This is a genomic window from Kitasatospora sp. NPDC056181 (genome assembly GCF_042266225.1).
In the GTDB taxonomy this organism is placed as follows: domain Bacteria; phylum Actinomycetota; class Actinomycetes; order Streptomycetales; family Streptomycetaceae; genus Kitasatospora.
The window spans coordinates 1-3550 of sequence record NZ_JBHJUK010000294.1 but is presented as its reverse complement, the minus strand read 5'-3'; the positions used below and the strand labels follow the sequence as shown (position 1 = coordinate 3550).

The following is a 3550-nucleotide window of genomic DNA, read 5'->3' as shown; positions in this document are numbered from 1 at the left end:
GCCTCCTGGTAAACGGGCCCGGTCCCTGCCACGACCCCGGGCATCACGCCCGCCCCGCGGCGCCGCATCAGCGGCCGGGCATCCGCTCGGTGCGGATGCCGTCGCAGACCTGGACTGGACGCTGAGTGCCGCGCTCGCGGATCCGGACGCGGGCTGCTCCCTTGCGGCGGGTTGGCGGCTGCGCGACCAGGATCAGGCCCGCGAGGTGGTGGCGGTAGCGGAGCAGGCCGCGAGCGAGGCCGAGGCCACCTGGAGGACGCCGAGACGACCCGCCGACGGGCAGCGGGTGAAGCCGAGCAGGCCCACGCCGCGCTGACCAAGGCTGAAGCGCGACGCCCGTGCCAGAACGGTCTCACGCTGGCCGGGAAACGGGCGCAGGCCGCCCAGGCCAAGGGCGCGCACTCGGCGCCCAGGGCCGACCGGGCGCGGGAAGGCGCCCGGCAGGCCGCCGAGCAGCCGCGCGAGTTGGAGACCGGCGGCCACGGCGCAGTAGCGGCTGACCGCAGCGCGTCACACTCGCGCGGGCGGGGTTTAGGCAGATGGTGGCTGCCCAGGTACCAGATAGGGCGTCGCCGTGCCTCCAAGCGGGGCCCAGCAGGCGGCGGCGCCCGTCGGCCCAGTACCGCGTGCGAAGCGGCGGTCCGGCGGCGACGCTGGCCGTGGACCCGTCCCGCACGACCGCGCGGCGGACACCGGCGTGGCGTGAGGAAGGGAGGCCGTCGTGGCCAGACCCGTGTGGACCGGAGTGCTCACCTTCGGCCTGGTGACCGTGCCCGTCGCCCTGTACACCGCGACCCAGTCCCACGACGTCCGCTTCCACCAGCTCGAGCGCGGCACCTCCGACCGCGTCCGCAACAAGCGCGTCAACGAGCGCACCGGCAAGGAGGTCGAGTTCGGCGAGATCGTGAAGGGCTACCCCGTCGCCGAGGGCGAGTACGTCGTCGTCGAGCCGGACGAACTGGAGCAGATCTCCCCCGGCCGCTCCCGCACCATCGACATCGCCGGCTTCGTCGACCTCGCCGAGGTGGACCCGATCTTCTTCGACAAGACCTACTACCTCGGCCCGAAGGGCAAGGAGTACGCCAAGGTCTACGCCCTCCTCGTCGAGGCCCTCGAACACGCGAACAAGGCGGGCCTGGCGATGTTCGCCATGCGCGGCAAGGAGTACCTCACCGCGGTCCGCTCCGAGAACGGCCTGCTGGAACTGCACACCATGCACTTCGCCGACGAGGTCCGAGACCCCCGCCACGAGATCGACGACCTCCCGGAAGGCATGAAGCTGTCCGCGCAGGAGGTCAAGACCGCCGAACAGCTCATCGGCATGCTCGCCGTCGACTGGAACCCCGGAGAGTGGCACGACACCTACGAAGACCAGGTCAAGAAGCTCATCGAGGACAAACTCGCCGGGCGCGAGATCGCCGTCTCCGCCGGACCCGCGCCCGAGGCCACCAACGTCGTCGACCTGATGGACGCCCTGCGCCGCAGCCTCGACAACGCCCGCAAGGACGAGCCCACCGACAAGACGCAGAAGCCCGCGGGCCGGAAGGCTGCCGCGCCCGTGTCCCGTGCCCCGAAAGCCGCCGGCGGCAAGAAGAGCACCTCCTCCAAGGCCACGGCCGCCAGAGGGACGGCGCGCAGGAAGAGCACGACCGGCAAGCAGCAGCTCTCCCAGCTCACCAAGGCAGACCTCTACAAACGCGCCACCGACCTCGACATCCCCCACCGCTCCACCATGACCCGCGACCAACTCCAGCACGCCCTCGAACACGCCGGACGCCCACGGCGCGCAGCATCCTGACCGACTGGCAACCCCTGGCCGGGCCGGGACCCGCACCAACGCGAACGGCTGGAGACCGCCCGCCGGACAGCACTCTGTGTGGTCCCTGGCGCTCTCACCCAGCCGATCGACCGGCTTCCGGCCGCCGCGGGTCCTGATTTCAAGGGCGGTACTCGGCGGTCGGGCCGGGTGCGTGGGTCAACCAGGGAGTCTGCGACAGGTGATCTTCAACTTGCCCTAGGGTTACGGGAGTTCCCGGTGGCGAGCCCGCTGCCGGGACTTCGTGCTTTCCGGAGGGCGAAAGATCTTGCGATACGTGCGGCTGCTGCGGCGGGGGCCGGTTCTTCTCCTGTGGGGTGCGCAGACGGCGTCGGTGTTCGGTGACCGGCTGTACGCGCTGGCGGTGATGTGGCTCGCCTGGCAGAGATCCGGCGGCGCGGCGATGGGTCTGGTGGCCGTCGCGGAGTCGGTGCCGTACATCGTGCTCGGGACGGTCGGTCGACCGCTGATGGAGCGGTTCACCACGCTGCGGTCGCTGGCCCTGGTGGACGTGGTCCGCCTGGTGCTGGTCGCCGCGCTGCCGTGGACGTGGGAGGCGTTCGGGACGCCGGGGCTGCTGGTGTCGGCCGCCCTTCTCGGGGTCGGCGGGGCACTGTTCGATCCGAACCTCGGCGCCCTCGTGCCGGACCTGGTGCAGTCTGGGGAGGTGCAGGCCGTGAACGGGCTGATGGACCTGACCAGCCGGATCGCCCGGGTTGCCGGCCCCGCCACGGCCGGTGTGCTGCTCGCCGTGCTGCCAATGGACGGGCTGTTCTGGCTGGACGCCGGCACCTTCGCCCTGTCCGCCGTCGCGCTGGCCGCCCTGGGGGGCGGACCTGCGCGCCGCCGGGAGCCCGCCCCGTCGGGGGCCACGGCCGCCCCGGCGCTGGTGCCCCGGGCCCGGGCCCTGGTACGCACGCACCCGGAGACCGGGGTGGTGCTGGCCGTCCACGGGATCGCGATCTTCGCGGGGGCGGTGTCGATCGTGATGCCGGCCCTGGTGGCGGTGCGGCTCGGCGGCGGGGTCGGCATGTACGGCGTGATGCTGGCCGCCACGGGGGCCGGGTCGATCGTCGGCAACGCGATCGCCGGGAACGTCCGTCTCCCCAAGAGCCTGCCGACGCTCTACTGCGCGGCGTGGGCCGTCTCCGGGGCGCTGATGGCGGTGACCGGATCGGTGAGCACGGTGGCCGAGCTGGTGGTGGTGTCGGCCGCGTACGGGGCCGTCTCTCCGTTCCTGGCGGTGGCGCTGTCCACGCACCTCGCGCAGTTCCCGCCGGCAGCCCGCAGGCGGCTGCTGACACTCGACCAGACCGTGATCCGGACCATGGGCACCCTCGCGATGGCCGGGATTCCCGCGCTGGCCGCGGCCCATCCGAGGGCCGGGTTCACCGCCGGCGGCGTCGCCACCGCCCTGGTGGGCATCATCGGGTGCGCGGTCGTGATGTGGTGGGCGAGGACCCGCACGCCGCTGCCGGGCGCCGAGCCGGTGCTGGAGAGCGTGGGCGGCTGAGGACACTTGGCGGGGCCGGACTCCCCGGTGGTGCGGGAGCCCGGCCCCTTCGTGCTCCTGGTCTCAGATCACGCAATCAGGGACCAGTGGGTGGCTCCTTGGGCGGCACGCAGGCCGGTACGCGGTGGGAATGACAGCGGCACCTCGTCGTCGCTCAGGACTGCCAGCGCGGGGCCTCATCATCGGGGGTGTCCGGGCTGGCGAAGTGGAAGGGAACTGAG

The 3550-nt window shown here is 72.4% G+C and carries 3 protein-coding genes; 2 read left to right on the top strand and 1 reads right to left on the bottom strand.

All coding sequences use genetic code 11. The features are described 5' to 3' along the window. Positions 1–192: 192 nt before the first annotated feature. Positions 193–483 carry a hypothetical protein gene (locus ACFC1F_RS42870; RefSeq protein WP_376167203.1) on the bottom strand — a complete coding sequence of 97 codons (291 nt, stop codon included), beginning with the start codon at positions 481–483 and terminating at the stop codon, positions 193–195. A gap of 238 nt (positions 484–721) precedes the next feature. Here ACFC1F_RS42870 and ACFC1F_RS42865 point away from each other — a divergent pair, with 238 nt between their 5' ends. After that, complete coding sequence (locus ACFC1F_RS42865; RefSeq protein ID WP_376167201.1) at positions 722–1798, top strand: Ku protein; 1077 nt, start codon at positions 722–724, stop codon at positions 1796–1798. Between the two features lie 295 nt (positions 1799–2093). Then, the gene (locus ACFC1F_RS42860) at positions 2094–3329 is read left to right on the top strand and encodes an MFS transporter (RefSeq protein ID WP_376167205.1); all 1236 of its coding nucleotides are present in this window, start codon (positions 2094–2096) and stop codon (positions 3327–3329) included. Positions 3330–3550 lie beyond the last annotated feature (221 nt).